Consider the following 21,581-nt stretch of genomic DNA (forward strand, 5'->3'; position numbering starts at 1 on the left):
TGCGAGGCCGGCCGCCGACGGGACCTGCGGGGTCGGCCGCCGACGGGACCTGCGGGGTCGGCGGCCGGCGTCCGGGCGCCCGTGCTCGCGCGCCTCGCCCGATCGGCCGCGGCAGCCGTAGCGCTGGACGCGGGAGACGCGGCCGAGGCGGGTCGGGGGCACGGCCGGAGCGCCGTCACAGGCCCGCGTGGTCCAGCAGCAGCCTCAGATCCTCCTCCTTCACCCGGGTGACCCCCTGCGGGTGCCGGTTGGAGAGCACGTGCAGCGGGACGGGGTCGCGGTGCAGCCGCCGGGTCGCCTCCGGATCGAGGGTCGCGGTGACCCGCCACGGCTGGCGAGGGCTGCCGGCCGCCTCGTACGGCTCGTCCTCGATCTCGGCCACCGCGGCGATCTCCCGTACCGGGGAGGCGAAGTAGATCCACAAGCGGTCGCCGGGTGCCATGCGCCGCCACCTGGACAGGCACCAGTCCCGGCGAGGCGCGGTCTCGGCGAGTTCCAGCATGCGGTCCTTGGCGGAGGAGCCGTCTCCCGGAGGGCTGTCCGCGGGTTTCACGATGAACAGCCAGTCCACGGACGTTCCTCCACTCCTGTGTGCCCTGACCCGCGCCGTGCTCTGCGCGGGTCCCCTACGTGGTGCCCGGTACGGAAGCCACCATGCCTGGTGGCGCACAGGCACCGTACGCCGCGCCCGAGGACGGTGACGGCCGAACACCGGACGCGGGCCTCGCACCGCGCAGTGCAGGGCGGTGCGAGGCAGGACGATGCGGTGCAGGGCGATGCGGTGCGTCAGTCGCCTCCGCCCCGCCAGACGTTGTCGAAGGCGGCCTCCTCCACGGTCTTCTGCTGCCGCACGGCTTCCAGCTGCACCACCGCGTCGCCGACCGCGGCGAGCACCGCCAGGATCCGGTCGTCGGCGATGTCCTGCCCGTCCTGCGCGGGCTCCCTGCGCACCCCCACCGCGGCCGCGAGGTGGGTGAGCACGGGATCGTGCGAGGCCCAGCGCTCCCTCGCGCGGCGGCGGGCCCCGGAATCGGTCAGCACCGGCCGCTCGGCCCGCAGCGTCATCCAGCGCGAGCGGCGCTCGACCTCACCGTCCTCCTCCAGGGCGGCGAGGTACCTCGCGGCCAGCCCGCGCCCCCGGCGCCACAGCCATTCCTCCACCGTCTCGTAGGGCTTCTGCCGGTCGAGGGCGGCGACGGCCTCCGCCAGCAGGCTGTCGTCCGGACCTCGGTGCGGCTCGGGCACGACACGGTCGCCGTCGACGGTGAGGACCTTGGCGTCGAGGAGGTCGAGCACCTCGGCTCCCGCGAGGGCGAGCGACAGGTCGCCCTGCTCCACCGGGCTGCCGGGCTGCTCCTCCAGGGCGACGATCATCAAATCCCGCGCAGTGGTCATGAACGACTCCAGACAAGAGGGGGCAAGGACACCGGTGCCCACCCGGGCACGTTCGACGCCCCTCGGACATGTCCGGCATGTCCGGTGCCCGGCTGCGGCGCTTCCTACCACCACCATGAGACCCGAAAAGCCGACGCGCAGCACAGCGATCGCCGGAACGGTGTCCGGTCCGGCCGGCGGTGCGGACCTGGCGCAAGCACGACATGGTGTGCGACGAGGAAGGGCGGCGTCCGGCAGTGGGCGCACCGGGCGGTCAGGAGCGGGAGCCGCGCCCCGGCGTGCGGAAGGCCCCGCCGGAGCGGGGCCTTCGCCGGCTGACCGGCCTGGCGACCGGGGCACGGGCCGGAAGCGCTCCTGAGAGCTACTTCACGTCCACGAAGTCACCGGAGGAGTTGCTGGCACCGGTCGTGGTGTTGCCGCTGTACTGCCAGCGCCACGTGCCGTCCTGGGAGGCGGTCACCGTGGTCTTCAGGTGGCCGGTACTGCTCGCGGTCACCGACTTGACCGTGGTGTAGGTGCTGGAACCGGCGGGCTTGAACTGCAGCTTCACCGACCGGCCGCCGTAGTTGTCGTAGCGGTGCGCACTCCAGTTGGCGCGCTGCACGGTGCCGGTGACAGTGATCTTCTTGCCCTTGGCGACGGGCTCCGGGGAGGCGTTCATGCTCTGGATGCGCGAGGCCCGCTGGAGGCGGACCGTCGCGGAGAGCAGGTCGGTGTCGTAACCGCCGTTCTTCTTGATGGCCGTACCGAAGGTTTTCCACACGGCGGCGTCACCGTTGACGAGACGGTTGCCGTTGCCGCCCGGCATGTCGTCGGGGTCGATGGACATCGTCTCGTCGCAGTCGTGGAAGGTGTAGCCGCCCGCGGAGGACTTGGCACAGCCCCACCGGGTCGTGTAGATCGCGAGCGTGTACTCGTTCTTCCCGTAGGTGCCCCGGTAGGCGTTGACCCACCAGCTGTCGAGCGCCACCTTGCTCTTCAGTGTGTACGTGAACGGCGCCTCGACCACGGCACTGGTGCCGACGACGATGGGCTTGCCGTTGTTGAGCACCACGTTCGAGAACGAGATGTCGCTCTCGGCCGCGTGCGCGGTCGGCGTCATGAGCCCCCAGCTCACCATCGCCATGCCCCCGGCCGCCGCGGCGGCGGCCGTGCGCCGTGCGGTCGGGGGTCTGTGCCGCTGCGAGGCAGCAGCCGATGTCGAAGTGATCAATCCCCACCCCTGATGCGAGTGTCGGAGCGGCGGGCCGGCCGCCCGCCGCGTGCGGAAACTCTAGATCATCCGGAAGAGCGCCTCGCGCCGCTCCGCACCGGGCCCGTCGGCGGGTCCGAGGGGCGGAGACGGGAGAGGCCGGGCGGGCCGCGCCTGGGACTGGAGCGCACCATTTGGATCCCGTACGCGACACGTACGGTGTAAGTACGCGACGCGTACGGTCCACGGGATAGGGTGCCGGTCAGGAGGTGTTGCATGTCCGAGCTGTTCGACGCGGTCGACGCGCTGGTCGCGTCCCGTTCGCCGCTGCCGCCCGCGGAGGAGCGCAAGCGGCTGCGCCAGGCCCACGGCCTGACGCTGGACCAGGTGGCCGCCGCGCTGAAGGTGCGCCGGGCGACCGTGTCCGGCTGGGAGTCGGCCAAGAAACCGGTCGAGCCGCGCGGTCCGGAACGTGAGGCCTACGCACGGCTGTTGAACAAGCTCGCGGAACTCTACCCCGCCCCGGCCGTGGCGCCGGAGCCGGCGGGCGCACCGGAACCGACGGCTGCCCCCGCACCGACGACCGCCCCCGTACCGACGACCGCCCCCGTACCGACGGCTGTCCCTGTGCCGGCGGCTGCACCGGAGCCGGGCACGTCCACCGGCACGCCCGCCCCGGCGGAGCCGGCTCCGCCCACGGGTCCGGCCGTCGGCGCCACGACCGCGGCCACGGCCGGACACGAGAACATCCAGGCCGCCCCGGCCCCCGCCGCCTCCGCCGCGCGGACCGCTCCGCGTCCGGCGCGCACCGCCACGCGTACGCCGGCGTCACGCCGCCCGGGCGCGCGGAAGGCCGCCCCGGCCGCCACCCCGGCGGCCGGCACCGACCCGCGCTTCGAGAACGGCCCCCTCGCCGTCGTCGACGTCGACCCCGACGGCCGGGTACTGGCGTACTGCCCCGGCGGTCTGGTCCTGGACGTGCCCGCCAGGAGCCTCCCGGCCCTGGTGGACTGGACGCTGCGCGAGGCGAGGCTCGGGCAGCCGAGGCTGTCCGGACCGGGCAAGGACGCCGACCCGCTGCTCGTGCTCACCGAGGCCGCGCTGGAACGCTACGGCCTGCCGGTCGCCCTCACGGAGAAGGAGCGGCTCGCCGGGCGGATCCCGGAGAATCACAAGGTCGTCAAACAACTGGCGCGCACGGAGTGGAAGCTGACCAAGCGCGGGTTCGGCCCGTGGGCACGGATCTACCGTCCGGCGCAGGGTTCGGAGCGGGCCTGCGTGCAGCTGTGCATCCCGTCCTGGCACGCGCTCGACAGCCGCCACTGGGGCGGGGCCGACCGGCTCCCGCCTGCGGAACTCGCCCGCCTCCTGGGCGTGTACGCGTCCCGGGTGATGACGCCGCGCGGCTCCACCGCCGTCACCGGCCTGGAGCTGATGACCGCCCTGCACCCGCCGACCCGCGCCTCCGCACCCGACGCCGACGGCAGGCGGCACTCCGAGCACAACCCCGGCAGCCTGGGCAAGGACCCGGTCGACTGCGCGCCGTGCGAGGCCCCGGACGGGCACCCGCTCCTCAAGGACCTCCCCCGCTTCCACGTGCGCGGCCCCGGCGAGAAGCTGTTCGAGGAGGCGTACGACTGGGCGCGCCCGCTGACCGACGACGAGTGCCTGCGCCGCCACCTGGTGGGCATCGACGTGAACATGGCCTTCGCCGCCGGCGCCAACGGCCTGGTCGTCGGCCTCGGCGCACCGACCCACGTCAGGGCCCCGGTGTTCGACGCGAAGCTGCCCGGCTCGTGGCTGGTCGACCTGTCCCACGTCGACCTGTCCCGGGTGAGGGTCGCCAAGGACAGGTGGGCGGACCTGGACGCCGGCCTGCTGCCCAGCCCGTTCACACCGAAGGGCGAGCGCCCCGAGGGCCCGGCCTGGTACGCGACGCCCACCGTCGCCTACGCGGTGGAGCTGGGCTACGAGGTGCACCCGATCGAGGCATGGGTGCGCCACGACAACGGCCGCTATCTGGACGCCTGGTACAACCGGCTGCGCGACGCCTACCTCGCCACCATGGCCGACCTCGGCGTGCCTGCCGACCTGCCGCCGGCCGACTTCCTGGCGGCCATGGAGGGCTACAAGGAACGCGACCCGGAGCTGGCGGTCGTCGTCTCGGCGATCAAGGCGACGGTCAAGGGCGGCCTGGGCAAGCTGCGCGAGCGGCCGCGGGGCGAGGGCTGGCGGCCGGGCGAGCCGTGGCGGGCCCTGTCCCGGCCGACCTGGCGGCCGGACATCCGCGCGGCGGTCATCTCCCGCACGCGGATCAACCTGCACCGCAAGATCGTCAAGCATGCGGCGTTCACCGGGCAGTACCCGGTCGCGATCCTCTCCGACTGCGTCGTGTACGCGGCCGACGGGGCGTCGCCGCTGGACTTCCTGCCCTACCGGGACGGCAAGCCGCTGCCCGGCGGCTTCAAGCTCGGCGTCAACCCGGGCCTGGTCAAGCACGAGGGCACCCAGACCGTTCTGTGGGGCGAGGGCGTCCGCGAGCAGTTCGACGCCCCGGAGCTCAACCTCGCCCGGTACATCAAGGACGGCACCGTCACCGACGCCGACAACGGGGAGTAGGAGACCGAGATGAGTCTGTTCGGGGACGGCCTGGACGCCGCGGTGCAGAAGTCGTTCACGCGCCCGGTGCCCAAGAGCGCGGGCGCGCAGATGCGGTACCTGGTCAAGCAGCTCAAGGGCACCAAGCCGGTCGCCCGGATGCTGCGCATCTCCCAGCGCACCGTCGAGCGGTACGTGAGGGACCAGATCAAGAAGCCGCGCCCCGACCTCGCGGCGCGGCTGGAGCGGGAGGTGAACAAGCGGTGGCAGCCGCAGGTGCGGGCCAGGGCCCGGCGGAAGGCGGCGACGACCGACGGCATCGTCGTCGACACCCGCGCCCGCCTCGGCTACACCGCTCCGATCGGCTCCACCGACCAGGACCGCGTCCGGCACCTGACCGTGGCCCTGCCGCCCCGGTACGCCGCCCGCCTCTTCGACGCCCAGCAGGCCGGGGCCGGCGAACAGCAGCTCAGGGAGATCACCGCCGAGGCGCTCAAGGAGGTGTACTTCCAGGACGGCGGCCGCCGCGCGGGCCAGCTGGAGGAGGTCCGCTTCACCGACATCGAGCACGTGGAGTTCGACCTGTAGGCGGGACGGACCGTCCCGCGCCGCGGACTCCGCCGCCGGAACAGGGGGACAGGGGAACTGGTTCAGCCGGCCCGGTAGCGGGAGGCGAGCTCGGGGCTCTGTCCGCCGAAGGCGGCGAGGTCGGCCCGGAAGACGGCGTCGAGGAGGCCGGTGTCCTCGACGCCGGGGGCGCAGACGACCTCGCCGAGTTCGAGGCCGCGCAGACCGGCGGTGACCACGTCGTCGGCGCTCATGCGGGGCACGACACTCATGTCGATGCCCTGGCGCGAGTGGAACTCGGTGGCGACGACGCCGGGGCACAGGGCCTGGACCTGGACGCCGGTGTCCGCCAGCTCGGCACTGAGGGTCTGGGACATGGCGACGAGATGGGCCAGGGAGCCGGCGTAGACGGCGCGGCGCGGCATGACGGACTTGTCGGCGGGGCCGCTGAAAGCGATCATCCCGGCCACGTTGACGATCTTTCCCTCGCCGCGTTCCTGCATGCCGGCGACGGCGGCGCGGGTGAGCAGGGTGGGGGCGACGACCTTGACGTGGACGAGTTCGCGGGCCTTGTCGGCGGGCAGCTCGGCCAGCGGCATGTAGTGGGCGACGCCGGCGTTGTTGACGAGCATGGTCAGCGGCTCGTCGGCGCAGATCCCGGCCACGGCGTCGACTCCGTCGTCGGTGGACAGGTCGGCGACGACCGTGCGGACCGCGACGTCCGGGTGGGCCGCGGCGAGCTCCTCGAGACGGTTCCTGTCGCGGCCGACGGCGATCAGGTCGTGACCGTCCGCGGCGAGGCGTTCGGCGAATGCCCTGCCGATGCCGGAGGTCGCGCCGGTGACGAGGGCGAGCTTGTTCATGAGCAGTGTTCCTTTCGGGGTCGGCCGGAGTGGCCGAGGTGGCTGGAGTGGCCGAGGTGGCCGGAGTGGCCGGGGTGGGGCTCCGGTGGGTCCGGGTGCGCTCTGCGCGGTACTGCTCCGCGGCGGCCTCGCGCCGGCCGTCACTCGGAGGGTGATCGACGGTGGTGCGGCCTCGGGGGGTCGGGTACCAGACCGTGTGCCGGCGGGACAGCCGGCAGTCGGACGGCTCGGCCGGGGCCCGGTCGCCGGTGCGGGCGACGGGCGACGGGCGACGGGCGACGGCGGAGGGGCCGAGCCGGCGCACCGCGTGGCCGCCGCGCCCGGCCACAACCCGGTTCCGGCGTACGGAGCCGGTGCCACCGCCGGTGATCCGGCTCGGTCCGGCGGCCGCCGCGACGGACCGCGCCGCCGTCCGTACTTCTGTCATGCCTCCACGGTCGGCGGGAAACGCCTGGTGAGGTAGTAGACCCGTTTTCCTGGGAAGCGCAGTACCAGGACACGCCGACGCCTCCCTTGCCACAATCGAGGGCATGGCGACCACGGAACTCGGCGCGGCCCTGCGCCACTGGCGCGATCGCGTCCCGCCCCAGGCCGTCGGCCTGCCCACGGGCGGACGCAGGCGCGCCGCCGGGCTGCGCCGCGAGGAACTGTCCCAGCTGGCCGGCGTCTCCGCCGACTACATCATCCGGCTGGAGCAGGGACGCGCCGCCAACCCCTCGCCCCAGGTCGTCGAGGCCCTGGCCCGCGCCCTGCGGCTCACCCAGGACGAACGGGCCCACCTCTTCCGCCTGGCCGGCCTCGCCCCGCCGGGTCCCGGCACGGTTCCGCGGCACATCACTCCCGGCGTCCACCGCATGCTGGACCGTCTGGCCGGCACGCCCGTCGCCGTCTTCGACGCCGTCTGGACCCAGCTGCTCGCCAACCCCCTCTACACCGCCCTCATGGGGGAACGGCACGGCAACGACCTCAACGCCGTCCGGCGCGCCTTCCTCAATCCCCACAGCCGCGTGCGCCACACCCCCGAGTCCAGGGGCGCGCTCCAGGCGGCGCAGGTCGCCGACCTGCGCCGCACCGCCGGCCGCTACCCCGACGACCCGGATCTGCGGTCCCTCATCGCCGACCTGCGCCGCCTCAGCACCCGCTTCGAGGAGCTGTGGGAGTCGGGCGCCGTGGGCGAGCACCAGGCGGCCCGCAAGACCGTCGACCACCCCCACGTCGGCGCCCTGACCCTGGACTGCGACGTCCTCAGCGTCGCAGGCAGCGACCTGCGCATCATGGTCTACACGGCCCGACCCGGTACCGAGGACGCCGACCGCCTGGCACTCCTGTCCGTGATAGGGATGCAGCTGCTCACGGACGGTCACTCGGAACCGGGCACAGCCCGCTCCTGACGGCCTTGGTACGGCCCGTTCCTGACGGACCGTCGGCAGGGCGGAACAGGGCGCGCTCTCCGCGCTGGGCCGGACGGCTCAAGCGGTCCGCTCACAGGCGGTACAGCGCAGGGACCGCTGGGGTGAACCGTGGTCCGGCAGCAGATGACGGCATGGGGCGGTGGTTACGGATGCCGGTGACAGTACGGATTCGACAGACCGGAGCCAGACATGCGCCTGCGTACCGCGTTCACCGCTGCCCTGCTGGGCTCGGCGGCACTCCTCGGGGCCGCCGGTGCGGCCGCCGCCGCACCGCACACCTCCCCCGCGCACCTGGACAGCGCCCGCGTCGCAGCGTCCCCGGCGAGCGAGGACTTCGACGGATTCGAGGCGGAAGTGCACGACATCGCCGAATACGACTACGACAACTACAGCTACGGTCTCAGCGGGGGCGACGTCGGCTCCCGCGACTGAGCTGTGTCCCGGGGCGGATCCCGCCCGGGGCCGGAACGATGCGACACGGACCGCCGCTCCGCAGGAGGCGGCGGTCTTGTCGTACCGAAGTGCCGAAGTGCCGAATGACGGTGTCGCGGAAGTCCTTGGGCCGGCCGAGGCGGCGCCCGGGGATGTCGCGCCGGCGCCGGTGGGCGGGGCAGCCCGGCCCGCTGAGGGACGGTCCTGGCGCGTCGGGAGGCCGGGAACACGCGGACAGTGCTGCTCCGTCCTCACGCGCTCCAGACCGCGTCGGACGGCCCGCCCGTTGGGGGGGGTTCTGTCAGTACCTGTAATGCCAGGCCCTTCTCCACCTTTTTGACCTGCGGTTCTCTGGCGATCACGCACCTGGCCTTCTACGCGGGCCGGCCCAACGCCATGTCCGCGATCACCCGGCTGAAGGGAATCGCCGGCGAACGCGGCGCCTGAGCGTCGCCGCCCGAGCGCTGGGGAGCGCCCGCCGCCTTCACGGCCGCCGGACACGTACGAGCACGGAGAGATCAGATCATGGAGTTGTTGAAGAAGCAGCCGACGGCGAAGCTGCCGACGGAGTGGTTCACCGGGGACGCCTGGGCGGACGTGACCCACCGCGGTACCGACGACGTCGACTGGCTGGAGCACGTCGACGACGAGTACGGCGGCCCGCGCCGCGGCACCCGCGCCGTCTGACCCGTCGCGACACCCGTCCCACCCGACCCGTCGCGGTACCCGTCCCACCCGACCCGTCGCGGGCCTGCTCCGACGTGATGGGCACCGGCCGGTACGCGGCCCTGGCCGCAGAGGTGCGGCCCGAGCGGCGCCCGTGGGTGCGGCGGCCGGGTCTCCCGGCCGCCGCACCCACGCGAACACCCCGTCTCTGCCGCTCACACCGTGAGGAGTCCGCTCGTGCGCACCCGTACTCCCGGCCGGGGCCTTGGGGTATCGGCCATCGGCCTGGGCCGCGTGGGCGTGTCCCAGGGCTGCGGACCGAACGCCGGCGGCCGGCAGGAGATGATCCAGGTCCCGCGCGGCGCCGTCGAGCGGGGCGTCACGTTCTCCGGCACCGCCGGGGTCCGCCTCCACCGCGGGCGGACCGGCCGGGCCGGCGGGACGTGGCGCGAGCGGGCCGTTGCACGCACGAATCGGCAGGCGGCGGGCGCTTCGGGGACCGGGTGACCGCACTCCTCACCACGGACGGGAGACGAACGGCATGGCACTGATTCTGGTGACCGGGGCCTCCAGCGGGCTCGGGCTCGACACGGCGAACGCACTGGCCGACGACGGGCACGACGTGGTCGTCCACGTCCGCAACCCCGCCCGCCTCACCGGCTCGGGCGACACCGGCCGGTGGAAAGGCGTCGTCACCGGGGACCTCGCCGAGCCCGACGAGATCCGCGGTGTCGCCCGGCAGGCCCGCGGGTTCGGCCGCTTCGACGCCGTCGTCCACAACGCCGGCGTGCTGCACTCCCCCGCCGTGTCCGTCGTCAACACCGTCGCGCCCTACATGCTGACGGCCCTGATGGACAAGCCTGCCAGGCTCGTCCACCTCAGCAGTTCCATGCACCGGAGCGGCTCCACCGACCTGCGCCGGCTGACCGACGGCACAGCGACCTACAGCGACAGCAAGCTGTGGGTCACCGCCCTCGCCCTGGCGTTCGCGTCCCGGTGGGAGGGAACCTCCAGCCACGCGGTCGATCCCGGGTGGGTCCCCACGCGCATGGGCGGCGCCGGCGCACCGGACGACCTGACCGCCGGGCACCGGACGCAGGTGCTGCTCGCCACCCGGCACGACGTGACCCCGAGCACCGGCGGCTACTGGTACCACCAGCGGACGCAGGCACCTCACCCCGCATCGCGGGACGAGGATTTCCAAGCCCGCCTGATCCGAGCACTGGAGAGCCTCACCGGCGTCGTGCTCGACTGATCCCCGCCCGTCGTCGCCGGTGCGCGGAGGGCGGCGACGGCATCGTCGGACGTCCCGGCAGCCGTCACCGCCGCGGCACGTGCGCAGCCGCGGCCGCGCAGCAGGTCGTGGCCCAGGACGAGGGCACGGGCTTCGGCTGCCGCGCCACGCGACGGTACGGGTTCCGACAGGCGGTCGAGGACACCGCCGAAGGCGCGGCCGGCCGGTTCCTCCCCGGTCCGCCGCCGACGTCTCATCCGCGCTCGCGGAGGTACGCCTCCAGCTCTGCGGCCCCGGTCAGCATCGCCCGGCCGCGGGCGGACAGCCGGCCGTGCCAGTCGTGCAGCGCGGCCTCCAGCGGCTCCAGCCCGCCGGCCGCCCGCACCTGGGCGATCAGCGGGGCGATCTGCTCCAGCAGGTGGCCGCCCCGCCTGAGCTGGTGGACCAGCCGGGCGTCCCGTACGTCGGCCTCCTCGTAGACGCGGTACCCGGTCCGCGGGTCGCGGCCCGGGCGCACCAGCCCGGCGTGCTCCCACTTGCGCAGCGTCGCGGGCCGGATCCCGAGCCGCTTCGCCAGCGGCCCGATGAACGTGCCGCCGGGCGCACCGCCCCGTACGGCCGGCCCGGGTGACGTGTCCGGCCCGGGCACTGCGGCGGGCTCCAGGTCGCGCAGGGCGCTCTCCACGGCCCCGAGGGTCCGCCGGTCGTCGAGGAGCTGGGCGTGGCTCTCGTCGATGAGAAGGAACGCCTCGTCGACCGCGCCCCGGTTCACGGCCCGCATGATCGACGTCGCCGTCCGGTGGCCGTGGCCGGGTACCAGGGCGAGGAAGGTGCGCAGGGCCCGCGCGTGCAGCGGGGTGTAGACGCGGTAGCCGTGGGGTGTGCGGGCGGCGGCCGGCAGGACACCGGCCTCCTCGTAGTTCCTGACCGCCTGCGTGGACAGACCGTGCCCGCGCGCCAGGTCGACCGGTCTGAGTCGCTCACCGCTTTGAAGGTTTCGCCCCATGCCACCGACGGTATCGCGCAAAAGTTTCCACCGAAGGTTCAACGATACCGTCGAAGCCATGGCTACGGACATCAAGGACACCGCTCATGCCGTCGAGGCCGCCGCCGTCATGGGGCTGCTCCCGGCCCGGCCCCGGCTGCTCGCCCTGGGTGAGCCCACGCACGGCGAGGACGCCCTGCTCGAGCTGCGCAACGAACTCTTCCGGCGGCTCGTCGAGCAGGAGGGCTACCGGACGATCGCGATCGAGAGCGACTGCGTGAGGGGCCTGGTCGTGGACGACCACGTCACCTCGGGCAGGGGCACCCTCGACGAGGTCATGGAGCACGGGTTCGGCCACGGCTGGGGCGCCTCCGCGGCCAACCGCGAACTCGTGCGCTGGATGCGCGCCCACAACGTCCGCGCCGACCGCGACGGCCGGCCCGCGTCCGAGCGGCTCCGCTTCGCCGGTTTCGACGGTCCGCTGGAGATCACCCACGCCGCGAGCCCCCGGCAGGCCCTCACCGCGCTCCACGGCTTCCTCGCGGCCCGGGTGGACGCGGACCTGCTCCCCTGCACCGCGGAGACGCTCGACCGCCTGCTCGGCGCCGACGACCGGTGGACCGACCCCGCCGTGATGACGGACCCGTCCCGGTCCGTGGGGCGGTCGGCCGGGGCCGCGGAGTTGCGGCTGCTCGCCGACGATCTGGTGACGCTGCTCGACGAGCAGACGCCCCACCTGATCGCCACGGCCTCGCGGGACGAACGGGACCGGGCGCGCCTGTACGGGCGCACGGCCACCGGCCTGCTCGGCTACCACTTCTGGACGGCCGACGCCTCACCGGCCCGCATGACCCGGCTGACGGGCCTGCGGGACCGGATGATGGCCCGCAACCTCCTCGCCCTCGCCGCCCGGGGCCCGGTACTCGCGCACGCCCACAACTCCCACTTCCAGCGGGAGAAGAGCACGATGCGCATGGGCGGGAGGCCGCTGGAGTGGTGGAGCGCCGGTGCGCTGGTGAACGCCCGGCTCGGCGAGGAGTACGCCTTCGTGGCCACGGCCCTCGGCACGATCCGGCACCGGGGGGTGGGCACGCCGCCGCCGGACACCGTCGAAGGACTGCTGTACGCGCTCCCGGAGGACCGCTGCGTCGTCGACGCCCCGCGGCTGGCCGCCGCCCTCGGCGGCGCGCGGCCCGCGCCCCGGGTGTCCCCCTGGTTCGGCTACGCCCCGCTCGACCCGGCCCACCTGGCGCACAGCGACGGCATCGTGTTCGTCAAGGACGTCCCGCGGAGCTGATGCCACCGCCGGCGAGTACGTGTGTGCGCCGACGGCCCCGCCCGCCCGGCCGCGTCATGCCAGGTAGTCGACGACCTGCATCATGCCTTCGTCCCCGTGTTGCAGCTGGTGGCAGTGCAGGAGGCTTCTGCCCGTGAAGTCCTCGTAGCGGACGCGGAAGACGACGTCGCCTCCTTGCGGAATGCCGATGGTGTCGTGCCAGACGGGGGTGTCGAGCACGGTGCCGTTGACGGCGGTGACCAGGAAGTGGTTGGTGTGCAGATGGAACGGATGGTTGTCGTGGTTGCGGGAGTGGTTGCGCACGGTCCACTCCTCGACGTCGCCCAGCCGTAGCCGGTGGTTGACGAAGGCGGCGTCGAAGCGTCCCCAGCGGTGGTCCTGTCTGCCCGCGGAACGGTCGACGGGGGGTGTCTCGCCGGTCCCCAGGATGCGGTGGGCGCTGGGGTAGGCACCGGCGAAGGTCCGGTCGTAACTGAGGAAGGTCAGTTCTCGTCGGCCCTGGGGGCGCGGTAGCCAGGCGGGCCGGCCCGGCAGGGCCGTGGGCAGCCGCATGGGGGCGGTCCGTGGCGCGCCGGTGACGACGACGGTCATCAGCGGCTGCTCGACACCCCGGGCCGTGAGCCGGTAGGTGCCCGGTCTGCCGCCGCGGACCAGGACGTCGGCCCGGCCGCCCATCGGCAGTTCCACCTGGTCCGCGCTCGTCGGCCCGGCGAAGGCGATGCCGTCACGGGCGATGGGGTGCAGGGTGTGTCCCTCCAGGGACAGCGGCAGGGCGGTCAGGGCCGCGGCGCTGACGAGGCGCCAGCGCTGCACCTCACCGGGGGCCAGGACGAGGGTGGGGTTGTACGCGCCGTTGACGAGGAAGGTCGAGGCGAGGTCCGAGTAGACGTGCTCCGAGGTCAGGTCGGGAACACGGCCGTCCTTCAGCTTCATCTCGGTGACGCAGACCACGATGTCCTCGGCCGCGGCGACCTCGGGGACCCGGTCGACGTCGCCCTCGACGACGAGCACTCCGGCCATGCCGTTGAGCAACTGGGTCGCGGTGGAACCGTGGTGGTGCGGGTGGTACCAGAAAGTGCCGGCCGGGTGGTCGTCCGGGATGGTGATGCTGCTGTGGTAGACCGGCGGTTCCCCTCCCGCCTCCGGGGCGGGGTCGAAGGTCCGGAAGACGTTGTCGGCGTCTCCGGTCGGGGCGACGTGCAGGCCGTGGGTGTGCAGGTTGAAGGTGTTGAAGTGGTGCGGGACGTTGATGTCCTTCCCCTGGCGCGACGCGTTGGGCGGCAGCGCGTTCACCTGCGTGATCTCGATGCGGTCCCCGGGGCGTACCCGCAGGGTCGGTCCGGGGACCGAGTCCTCGTAGGTCCGGGTGCAGACCCGTCCGACCCCGGGGATCACCCGCTCGGTGAACCGGACGGTCAGCCGGGTCCGCAGGCATCCGGTGCCAGGGTGCGACCGCCGCGTCTCGGGCTGGGGGAAGGGCTGGAGCGGCGCCTGTCTTCCACCGGCGGCGGGTGACGCCGCTCCCACGGCGGCGGCGCCGGCGACCGCCGGGAGAGCCTGCAGGACCTTGCGTCGGGTGGGGGGTTTCATAAGCCGTCCTTCGGACTCATCATCACTTTCCCCCACCCTTTCTCACACTGAGTTACAGAACGTTGATTTCGCGTACATGTCGTGACGAAAGAGGAGTGCGCTGTGGCACACGGCGCGCACAGCGAACCACGCGCCCCGTTCGGCGCATGACCGCTTCGAATTCGCGCCGCAGGCGCCCCGGCGGAGGAGGGCCGGTGCAGGAGGGAACGACGGGTGCCGGGACGGCGGCAGGGGGCACCGGGGCGGTGCCGTCGCACGAGGACGGGCGCCTACGCGGCGAGCGCGGCCGGTTCGCCCAGGCGGGAGGCGGCCGTCCGCCACGCGGTGGTCACCGCGCCGCGGGCCCGCGCCGTACGGACGGCGCGGTCGCCGGTCAGCACCACCGGCGCGCCCACGTGCACGTGCAGCTCAGGTCGGCGCAGAGGCGCCGTGGCCAGGCCGGCGAGCTGCTTGACCGCGCCGCCCGAGGTGACCCGGCGGGCGCCGGCCTGGCCGACGGGCACGACGGGGGCGCCGGTGCGCTCGACGAGCCGGGCCAGACCGCTGCGGAAGGCGCCGGGCGCGGCCTCCGCCGCGTCCCTGCGACGCGGCAGGCCCCCCTCGGCGTAGATGAGGACCAGCCGCCCTTGCTCCAGGGCCTCGGCCGCGGCGTCCAGCGCGGCCGCGGCGCGCCGGTCCCCGCGGACGACGGGGATGTGCCCTTCGCGGGCGAGGGCGGGCCCCAGCAGCGGGATGCGCCACAGCCCCGCGGCCGCCATGACGACCGGCTCGACGCCGAGGCGGTGCAGGGCGGCGAGCACGACGGCCGGGTCGGCGAGGGACGTGTGGTTGGCGGCGACGACGCTGCCCGGCGCGAACGCGGCGCCGGGGTCGGTGGTCACCGACAGGCGGCCGACGGCGGGCACCAGGACGTCGGCGATGCGGCTGAGCATGAACGTGCTCCCGGTCTCGACAGTGTTGATCTTCATCATCGAGGCCGGCCGCCGGCCGGGCCTGAGTCGTCGTACTCATCTTCCCGGGCCGTCCGCCCCAGGGCTTCCCCGGGCCGGTCCCCCCAGGGCGGACGGCCGGCCCGCCGGCGGCCGTCGGCGCGCGGGCGGGCCCGGCGTGGGCGGACCGGCGCCTGCCGACCGGGACGGTTCCGGACGGCGGGCCCGTCGCCGCCCGTTCTCGCCGAACGGCAACAGATGCATGGCATGTCTGCGACCCCCGGGGATACCCGGTGGTGGCCCTGCGGGCCGGAAGACCGGTCGGCCCCGCACTCGAGAAGGAGACCGCCCATGTCCACCACCCACGCCACCCGTACCTCCCGAACGCCGGTCCAGCAGGCGGCACTGGTGGTCGGAGCGGTCTTCCTGCTCGTCGGCATCCTCGGCTTCATCCCGGGCATCACGACGCACTACGACACCATGCAGTTCGCGGCCCACCACTCCGAGGCGAAGCTCCTGGGCATCTTCCAGGTGTCGATCCTGCACAACCTCGTGCACCTGGCCTTCGGCGTCGCGGGGCTGGCACTGTCGCGCACCGCGTCGCAGGCCACGATGTACCTCTTCGCCGGCGGGGCCGTCTACCTGGTGCTGTGGCTGTACGGACTGATCATCGACCACGACAGCGCCGCGAACTTCGTGCCGCTGAACACGGCCGACAACTGGCTGCACCTCGTGCTCGGCCTGGGGATGATCGGCCTGGCCGCCGCGCTCACCCGTGGACGCGCCGACGCCCGGACCGCCCGGTAGTCCACGGACGGATCACGAGTCGCCGCCGGGCGACTCCACGCGACGCCGAAAAGTGACCAGACGTTGTCTGGTCACTTTTTTTGCCGGCCGCCCGTCACCGTCTCGAACGACTCCGCGCCCCACCGGAGCCCGGCCGGACGTCCTCAACACCGGGGTGAAAGAGAGAAGTTGACTGCTCCCGGGAAGGACGAAAAGTCGGAAACCTGATACTTGACCTTTCAATATCTTCGTCGTTAGCGTCACCGTGACGTCTCGAGAACGGAGCCCCCCATGCGTGTGAAGTCGATCGCCCTCGCAGCAGTACCCGCCGCCCTCCTGGGTGTGATGGCCGCCGCGCCCACCGCGTCGGCGTGGGCACCCGGCAACTGTCCGCAGGACAAGTTCTGCACCTGGCAGAACTACTGGTACGGCGACACCGACGAGACCCCGTCGCTGACGATCGACAGCGACTGGTCCGGCAGCGCTCCCGCCCACATCTTCTACAACAACACGTCCCGGGCCGCCACGATGACGTACGTCCTCCAGCGGGACGGGGGGCAGGGACGCGTGTACACGGATTGCGTCGGCGCGAAGGGCGGCAGCTACTTCGTCGTGCCCGTCTTCGTCACGGACGTGACGTGGAGCGCGGACGGCGGCAGCTCCTGCCTGTGACCGGCCCGGCCCGGCCGCACGGTCAGGAGGGCAGGCGCGGCACGCTGTCGATCAGACGGCGGGTGTACGGGTGCGCGGGGGCGCCCAGCACCTGCCCGGTGTCACCCTGTTCGACGACGCGCCCGCCCTCCAGCACGGCGGTGCGCTCGCACAGCGACGCCACCACCGACAGGTCGTGGGAGACCATCACCAGGGTCAGTCCCCGTTCCTGCTTGAGCTCGGCGAGCAGGTCGACGACCTTGACGCGGGTGGTGACGTCGAGCGCGCTGACGGGCTCGTCGGCGAGCAGGACGCGCGGGTCGCAGACGGTGGCGCGGGCGATGGCGATGCGCTGGCGCTGACCGCCGGAGAACTCGTGCGGGTAGCGGTCCGCCGCGTCGGCCGGGAGACCGACGCGTTCCAGGGCGGCGGCCACCTTGGGCACGGCGCCGGCCCTGCCGTCGATGCCGAGGGAGCGCAGCGGCTCCGCCACGATCGCGCCGATCCGGCGGCGCGGGTCGAGCGAGGAGTAGGGGTCCTGGAAGACGCACTGGACGCTGCGCCGGAAGCGGCGCAGCTGCGCGCGGTCGCGCAGGGACAGCTCGTCGCCGTCGAAGCGGACGCTCCCGGCGGTGGGCCGGGCCAGGCCCAGCAGCAGGCGCAGCAGGGTCGTCTTGCCCGCGCCGGACTCGCCGACGAGGGCGAGGCTCCGCCCGGTCCCGACGGTGAGCGAGACGTCCCGCACGACGTCGGCCGCGCCGCCCCGGTAGCGCAGTCCCGCGTTCCTCAGCTCCAGCACGGGCGGCGTCATCGGCTGCTCCTCAGGTCCAGGGCGGACTCCAGGCGCCGGGCGCTGGCCACCAGGGTGCGGGTGTACTCCTCGCGGGGCGAGCGGACCAGGGCGTCCACGGTGCCCTCCTCGACGGCCCGGCCGCCCTTCATCACCAGGGCCCGGTCGGTGATCCGGGCGACGACGGCGAGGTCGTGGCTGACGAACAGCACGGCCATCCCGCGCTCCCGGACCAGCGTGTCCATGAGCTCCAGCATCTCCGCCTGCACGGACACGTCCAGAGCGGTGGTGGGCTCGTCGGCGATGAGCAGCTTCGGCTCGCAGGCCAGGGCCATGGCGAGGGCGACGCGCTGGCGCTGACCGCCGGAGATCTCGTGCGGGAAGGCGCGGGCGATGCGGTCGGGGTCCGGCAGCCGCACCTGCGCGAGTGCGTCGGCGACGGCACGCCGCAGGTCCCTGCCCTTCAGGCCGGTGCGCCGGCCGAGGGGTTCGGCGATCTGCCGGCCCACCCGCATCAGCGGGTCGAGCGCGGTGAGCGGCTCCTGGAAGACGACGGCCGCGTCCCGGCCGCGCACGCCGGTGAGCCGCTTCTCGGGGACGCCGACGATCTGGACGCCGGCGAGCTCGACGCTGCCGGCGGCGCTCATGCCATCGGGCAGCAGCCCCAGTACGGCCAGCGTGGTGAGCGACTTGCCGGAGCCGGACTCGCCGATGAGGCCGAGCCGCTCGCCGCCCGCCAGGGTGAAGGACAGGTCGTCGACCAGGGTGCGGCCGTCCGAGGTGCGGACGGTCAGGCCGCGTACGTCCAGGAGGGTCACGTGCTCCTCCGCCGGGTCGCGGGGTCGAGGGTGTCGCGCAGGCCGTCGGCGATGAGGTTCACGCCGATGACGAGCAGGACGAGCAGGACGCCGGGGGCGAGCGCGCCCGCCGGGGCCGTGGTGAAGGTGGCCTGGGCCTCCTGGAGCATGCGGCCCCACGAGGCGTTCGGCGGCGGTGCGCCGAGGCCGAGGTAGGACAGGCCCGCCTCGGCGAGGACGGCGAGTCCGAACTGCAGGGCCAGGTTGACCGCCAGGGTCGGCCAGACGTTGGGCAGCACGTGGCCGAGGACGGTACGCGGCCAGGAGGTGCCCGAGGTGCGGGCGGCGGTGACGTAGTCCTGGGCCAGCACCCGCTTGACCAGGATGCGGGTGAGCCGGGCGACGACGGCGCCCTGCGCGAGGCCGATCGCGAGGACCGCCGAGCCGAGGGTGGCCGACCGCGCGGCGACGATGAGCATCGCGAGCAGCAGCGTCGGGAAGGCGATCAGGATGTCGAGGAACGCGGAGAGCGTGTCGTCGAGCCAGCCCTGCGCGAACGCGGCCAGGACGCCGAGCGTGACACCGAGGGCGGCGGCGACGAGGACCGAGCCGAGGCCCGCCCCGATCGCGATGCGCGAGCCGGTCATCAGCTGGGTGAACAGGTCGCGGCCGAGCTTGTCGGTGCCGAGCAGGTGCCCGTCCCCGGGGCCGGCGAGGCGTCCGCCGGATGTGTCGTCGGCGTCGTAGGGCAGCCAGAGGAGCGACACCACGGCGAGCAGCGCGATCAGGCCGGCCAGGACGCAGCCGACGGCGAGGGTGACGGAGCGCCGGGTGCGGCGGCGGCCGGGCACCGTCTGCGGCTCCACGGGCCGGAGTACGTCCGGAGTGGTCATCGGGCGCCTCCGGAGAGCCGTCCGCGCAGCCGCGGGTCGACGATGCGCTGGACCAGGTCGGCGGCGAAGCCGATGAGCAGCACCGCGAGCGTGGAGAGGAACAGCACGCCCTGGACGACCGGGTAGTCGTGCTGGGCGATGCCGGTGGCGAGCAGGGAGCCGAGGCCGGGCAGCGCGTACACCGACTCCACGACCACCGCGCCGAGCAGCGTCGAGGCGAGTTCGATGCCGAGTACGGAGATCACCGGCACGGAGGCGTTGCGCAGGCCGTGCCGCCACATGGCGCGGCCGAAGGAGGAGCCCAGGGCGCGCGCGGTGCGCAGGTGGTCGCTGCCGAGCACGTCGAGGGTGGCGGAGCGGACGTAGCGGATCAGGGACGCGCTCATCACCAGGGCGATGGTCACGACCGGCAGGACGAGGGAGCGGACCGCCTCGGCGGGGGCGGCCCAGCCGTCCTGCGGGAAGCCGCCCGAGGGCAGCCAGCCCGCGTTCAGCGCGAACACCGCGATGAGGATCATGCCGAGCCAGAACACCGGGACGGCGATGCCCAGCTGGGACACGCCGCTCAGCAGCGCCCCGTACCAGGTGTGCCGCTTGTGGGCGGCGGCGAACCCGGCGGGTACGGCGACCAGGACGGCCAGCACGAACGCGGCCAGGGTGAGCGGCACGGTGACGTTCAGCCGGGCGCCGACCTCGGGTCCGACGGGCAGCGAGCTGACGAAGGAGGTGCCGAGGTCGCCGCTCGCCAGCTGCCCGAGCCAGTGGGTGAACTGCTCGGGCAGCGGCCGGTCGGAGCCGATGGAGTGCCGGGCCGCGGCGATCTGCTCGGGACTGGCCCCGACGGAGGTGAGCGCGTTGGCCGGGTCGCCGGGCAGCATGCGCAGCAGCACGAACAGCACCACGCTCGCCAGGGCCAGCGACACCAGCAGAAAGGCGAGCCGGCGCAGCAGGTAGCGCGCCATCAGCCCTTCTTCTTGATGTCGTAGGCGAAGAACTGCGAGTTCAGGCCGTTGAGCGGGTAGCCGGAGAGCTTGCTGCTCGCGACCACGATCTGCGGGTAGAGGTACAGCCAGTCGCTGGCCGCGTCCTCGGCGGTCTTCCGGTTGACCTTCTTCAGCAGCTCGGTCTGCTCGGCGGTGGTGTCGGCCTCCTCGGCCTGCTCCACCCACTTCGTGACCTGCTTGTCGTCGTAGCCCCAGTAGAAGTCGGGGTTGCCGTACCAGACCAGGTCGCGGTCGTTGACGTGCTCCTGGAGCGTGGCCGTGAAGTCGTGGTTCTTGTAGACCTTGGTGTACCACTCGTCCGGCGTGATCGTGTTGATCTCGACGGTGATGCCCACCTTGGCGAGCTGCGACTTGATGAAGGTCGCGGCGGTGGGGTGCGGGTCGTAGTTGGGGGTGTCGAGGGTGAAGCCGAAGCCCTTGGCGTAGCCGGCCTCGGCGAGCAGCTTCTTGGCCTCGGCGACGTCGTGGGCGTTGACGTCGGTGAGGTCCTCGTACCAGGGGTCGGTGGGCGGGACCATCGAGCCGATGAGCTTGCCGTGACCGCCCCAGACGGACTCCAGGAGCTTCTTGTCGTCGATGGCGGCGGAGACCGCCCGGCGCACCTTGACGTCGGTGAAGGGCTTGGCCTTGTCGTTGAAGGCCAGCAGCAGCTTGGTGGTGGAGTCGCCGTCGTTGACCTTGTAGTTCTGGTTGCTCTTGAACTGTTCCAGGGCGTCGGGCGACTGCTCGCTGGTGACCACGTCGACGGCGTTGGTCAGCAGCGCGTTGTTCAGCGCCGTGGCGTCCTTGTAGTAGTGGAAGACGACCTTGCCGTTGGCGGCCGCGTCGCCCCAGTAGCCGGCGTAGCGGTCCAGGCTCAGTGCGGAGCCGCGGGTCCACTTGTTCAGCTTGTACGGGCCGGTGCCGTCCTCGCTCGTCTTCAGGTCCTTCGCCTCGGAGTTGACGATCCAGACGTAGGAGAGGTTGTAGACGAAGGAGATGGACTTCTTCGACAGGGTGACCTTCACGGTCCGCGCGTCGGGGGTGGCGATGTCCTTGACGACCTCGAGGTTGCTCCTGCGGGCGGACTGGGAGTCGTCCGCGAGCACCTTCTCCAGGCTGTATTTGACGTCCTGGCTGGTCAGCTCCTTGCCACTGTGGAACTTCACACCGTCGCGCAGGGTGAAGGTGTAGGTCAGGCCGTCGTCACCGACCTTGTAGTCCCGGGCGAGCAGCTTCTCGACGTCGCCGTCGTCGGTGAGCCTGAACAGGCCCTCGTACACGTTGCCGTTGAGGGCCTCGGTGACGCCCTGGCCGCCGCCCGCGGTGTTGTCGAGGTTCTGCGGCTCGTAGAGGGAGCCGATGTCGACGGTGGCGTTCTTGTCCCAGGTACCGCCGGAGGCGCTGCCGCCGGAGCCGGAACCGCCGCCGCAGGCGGTCAGGGTCACGGCGAGGGCGGCCAGGGTGGCGGTGCCGAACAGGGAGGTCTTCTTGGTGCTCATGGTCTCGGGGTGCTTTCGT

The 21,581-nt window shown here is 73.0% G+C and carries 22 protein-coding genes and 1 pseudogene; 11 read left to right on the forward strand and 12 right to left on the reverse strand.

Going from position 1 to position 21,581, the window contains the following annotated elements; translation table 11 throughout:
- Window positions 1-175: 175 nt before the first annotated feature.
- The 3 genes from IE271_RS10515 to IE271_RS10525 form a co-directional block, all read right to left on the reverse strand.
- Window positions 176-571 carry an EVE domain-containing protein gene (locus IE271_RS10515; RefSeq protein WP_190189963.1) on the reverse strand — a complete coding sequence of 132 codons (396 nt, stop codon included), beginning with the start codon at window positions 569-571 and terminating at the stop codon, window positions 176-178.
- 215 nt (window positions 572-786) lie between these two features.
- A complete protein-coding gene (locus IE271_RS10520; protein ID WP_190189964.1) occupies window positions 787-1,395 on the reverse strand; it encodes a GOLPH3/VPS74 family protein in 609 nt (202 codons plus the stop codon).
- A 361-nt stretch (window positions 1,396-1,756) separates the two neighbouring features.
- Complete coding sequence (locus IE271_RS10525; protein ID WP_229919238.1) at window positions 1,757-2,497, reverse strand: hypothetical protein; 741 nt, start codon at window positions 2,495-2,497, stop codon at window positions 1,757-1,759.
- Here IE271_RS10525 and IE271_RS43280 point away from each other — a divergent pair.
- The 3 genes from IE271_RS43280 to tpg all read left to right on the forward strand — a co-directional run bounded on the left by IE271_RS43280 (window position 2,496) and on the right by tpg (window position 5,773).
- Complete coding sequence (locus IE271_RS43280; RefSeq protein ID WP_268256183.1) at window positions 2,496-2,621, forward strand: hypothetical protein; 126 nt, start codon at window positions 2,496-2,498, stop codon at window positions 2,619-2,621. The two genes, IE271_RS10525 and IE271_RS43280, sit on opposite strands and share 2 nt — an antisense overlap.
- A 242-nt stretch (window positions 2,622-2,863) precedes the next feature.
- Window positions 2,864-5,206 (forward strand): telomere-associated protein Tap, encoded by a 2,343-nt coding sequence (tap, locus tag IE271_RS10530; protein ID WP_190189965.1) that lies wholly within the window; start codon window positions 2,864-2,866, stop codon window positions 5,204-5,206.
- A 9-nt stretch (window positions 5,207-5,215) separates the two neighbouring features.
- Window positions 5,216-5,773, forward strand: a complete 558-nt coding sequence (gene tpg / locus IE271_RS10535; protein ID WP_190189966.1) for a telomere-protecting terminal protein Tpg — start codon at window positions 5,216-5,218, stop codon at window positions 5,771-5,773.
- A gap of 62 nt (window positions 5,774-5,835) precedes the next feature.
- Here tpg and IE271_RS10540 read toward each other — a convergent pair whose 3' ends face one another.
- The gene (locus tag IE271_RS10540; protein WP_190189967.1) at window positions 5,836-6,615 is read right to left on the reverse strand and encodes an SDR family NAD(P)-dependent oxidoreductase; all 780 of its coding nucleotides are present in this window, start codon (window positions 6,613-6,615) and stop codon (window positions 5,836-5,838) included.
- 530 nt (window positions 6,616-7,145) lie between these two features.
- On the opposite strand from IE271_RS10540, the gene IE271_RS10545 reads away from it, so the two are divergent.
- From IE271_RS10545 to IE271_RS10565, 5 genes and pseudogenes are all read left to right on the forward strand, one after another.
- A complete protein-coding gene (locus tag IE271_RS10545) occupies window positions 7,146-8,006 on the forward strand; it encodes a helix-turn-helix transcriptional regulator (RefSeq protein ID WP_190189968.1) in 861 nt (286 codons plus the stop codon).
- A gap of 210 nt (window positions 8,007-8,216) precedes the next feature.
- Window positions 8,217-8,459: a hypothetical protein gene (locus tag IE271_RS10550; RefSeq protein WP_190189969.1), complete on the forward strand. Its 243-nt coding sequence runs from the start codon at window positions 8,217-8,219 to the stop codon at window positions 8,457-8,459.
- A 348-nt stretch (window positions 8,460-8,807) separates the two neighbouring features.
- Window positions 8,808-8,906 (forward strand): annotated as a pseudogene (locus tag IE271_RS10555) (carboxymuconolactone decarboxylase family protein); the annotation flags it as partial.
- A gap of 78 nt (window positions 8,907-8,984) precedes the next feature.
- Entirely contained in the window at window positions 8,985-9,146 is a 162-nt protein-coding gene (locus IE271_RS10560; protein WP_190189970.1) for a hypothetical protein, read from the forward strand.
- A 520-nt stretch (window positions 9,147-9,666) separates the two neighbouring features.
- Window positions 9,667-10,380, forward strand: coding sequence for an SDR family NAD(P)-dependent oxidoreductase (locus tag IE271_RS10565; RefSeq protein WP_190189971.1), 714 nt, complete (start codon window positions 9,667-9,669; stop codon window positions 10,378-10,380).
- 232 nt (window positions 10,381-10,612) lie between these two features.
- Here the strand turns inward: IE271_RS10565 and IE271_RS10570 are convergent, their stop codons facing one another.
- Window positions 10,613-11,365, reverse strand: coding sequence for a TioE family transcriptional regulator (locus IE271_RS10570; protein ID WP_190189972.1), 753 nt, complete (start codon window positions 11,363-11,365; stop codon window positions 10,613-10,615).
- A gap of 58 nt (window positions 11,366-11,423) precedes the next feature.
- Between IE271_RS10570 and IE271_RS10575 the strand changes: the two genes are divergently transcribed.
- Complete coding sequence (locus IE271_RS10575; RefSeq protein ID WP_190189973.1) at window positions 11,424-12,641, forward strand: erythromycin esterase family protein; 1,218 nt, start codon at window positions 11,424-11,426, stop codon at window positions 12,639-12,641.
- A gap of 54 nt (window positions 12,642-12,695) precedes the next feature.
- Here IE271_RS10575 and IE271_RS10580 read toward each other — a convergent pair whose 3' ends face one another.
- Both IE271_RS10580 and IE271_RS10585 read right to left on the reverse strand, forming a co-directional pair.
- Window positions 12,696-14,231 carry a multicopper oxidase family protein gene (locus IE271_RS10580; RefSeq protein WP_190189974.1) on the reverse strand — a complete coding sequence of 512 codons (1,536 nt, stop codon included), beginning with the start codon at window positions 14,229-14,231 and terminating at the stop codon, window positions 12,696-12,698.
- 269 nt (window positions 14,232-14,500) lie between these two features.
- Window positions 14,501-15,163 carry a lysophospholipid acyltransferase family protein gene (locus IE271_RS10585; protein ID WP_190189975.1) on the reverse strand — a complete coding sequence of 221 codons (663 nt, stop codon included), beginning with the start codon at window positions 15,161-15,163 and terminating at the stop codon, window positions 14,501-14,503.
- A 348-nt stretch (window positions 15,164-15,511) separates the two neighbouring features.
- Between IE271_RS10585 and IE271_RS10590 the strand changes: the two genes are divergently transcribed.
- Together IE271_RS10590 and IE271_RS10595 are read left to right on the forward strand one after the other, a co-directional pair.
- Window positions 15,512-15,967 (forward strand): DUF4383 domain-containing protein, encoded by a 456-nt coding sequence (locus tag IE271_RS10590; protein ID WP_190189976.1) that lies wholly within the window; start codon window positions 15,512-15,514, stop codon window positions 15,965-15,967.
- Between the two features lie 270 nt (window positions 15,968-16,237).
- Window positions 16,238-16,618 (forward strand): hypothetical protein, encoded by a 381-nt coding sequence (locus IE271_RS10595; protein ID WP_190189977.1) that lies wholly within the window; start codon window positions 16,238-16,240, stop codon window positions 16,616-16,618.
- Window positions 16,619-16,640: 22 nt separating this feature from the next.
- Here the strand turns inward: IE271_RS10595 and IE271_RS10600 are convergent, their stop codons facing one another.
- Genes IE271_RS10600 through IE271_RS10620 form a run of 5 tightly spaced genes read right to left on the reverse strand, consistent with a single transcriptional unit; the run spans window position 16,641 to window position 21,562 of the window.
- The gene (locus IE271_RS10600) at window positions 16,641-17,408 is read right to left on the reverse strand and encodes an ABC transporter ATP-binding protein (protein WP_190189978.1); all 768 of its coding nucleotides are present in this window, start codon (window positions 17,406-17,408) and stop codon (window positions 16,641-16,643) included.
- Entirely contained in the window at window positions 17,405-18,205 is an 801-nt protein-coding gene (locus IE271_RS10605; RefSeq protein ID WP_190189979.1) for an ATP-binding cassette domain-containing protein, read from the reverse strand. Before IE271_RS10605 ends, IE271_RS10600 begins: the two co-directional genes overlap by 4 nt.
- Window positions 18,202-19,077, reverse strand: a complete 876-nt coding sequence (locus tag IE271_RS10610; RefSeq protein ID WP_190189980.1) for an ABC transporter permease — start codon at window positions 19,075-19,077, stop codon at window positions 18,202-18,204. Before IE271_RS10610 ends, IE271_RS10605 begins: the two co-directional genes overlap by 4 nt.
- The gene (locus IE271_RS10615; RefSeq protein WP_190189981.1) at window positions 19,074-20,039 is read right to left on the reverse strand and encodes an ABC transporter permease; all 966 of its coding nucleotides are present in this window, start codon (window positions 20,037-20,039) and stop codon (window positions 19,074-19,076) included. Before IE271_RS10615 ends, IE271_RS10610 begins: the two co-directional genes overlap by 4 nt.
- Entirely contained in the window at window positions 20,039-21,562 is a 1,524-nt protein-coding gene (locus IE271_RS10620; protein WP_190189982.1) for an ABC transporter substrate-binding protein, read from the reverse strand. Before IE271_RS10620 ends, IE271_RS10615 begins: the two co-directional genes overlap by 1 nt.
- Between the last annotated feature and the right edge of the window lie 19 nt (window positions 21,563-21,581).

The organism is Streptomyces minutiscleroticus (assembly GCF_014650875.1).
Classification (GTDB): domain Bacteria; phylum Actinomycetota; class Actinomycetes; order Streptomycetales; family Streptomycetaceae; genus Streptomyces; species Streptomyces minutiscleroticus.